Origin of the sequence: Bacillus hominis (genome assembly GCF_018332515.1) — a bacterium.
Taxonomy (GTDB): domain Bacteria; phylum Bacillota; class Bacilli; order Bacillales; family Bacillaceae_G; genus Bacillus_A; species Bacillus_A hominis.
In genome coordinates this window covers 1-266 of the sequence record NZ_BOQD01000551.1, presented here as the reverse complement: position 1 = coordinate 266, position 266 = coordinate 1, and the positions used below count along the sequence as shown (strand labels likewise).

Here is a 266-nt window from a genome sequence, read left to right as displayed (position 1 = left end):
GCGAAAACAAATGAACCTCATTTTTACAAGATGACTGTAAGGGCTAGCTTTGATGACGGGTCTTCTAGAGAGGCAGAAAAGAATAATGCTAAAATTACAGATCGTGTGAACGTTAAAGTTTCATCCAGAGGGCCAATTACCACTGGTTATTCGGGTCATGAATGGGTAATGAAAGGGGATAGTGCCTACACCTCTAAGGAAATGGTAATTAAATAACAATCAACAAAAACCGTGAAAAAGGATAAATACCTTTTTCGCGGTTTTTA

At 38.0% G+C, this 266-nt stretch carries 1 pseudogene; it reads left to right on the top strand.

Annotated features, from left to right (window positions below):
- A pseudogene (locus KI356_RS27290) lies at window positions 1-216 on the top strand (hypothetical protein); the annotation flags it as partial.
- Between the last annotated feature and the right edge of the window lie 50 nt (window positions 217-266).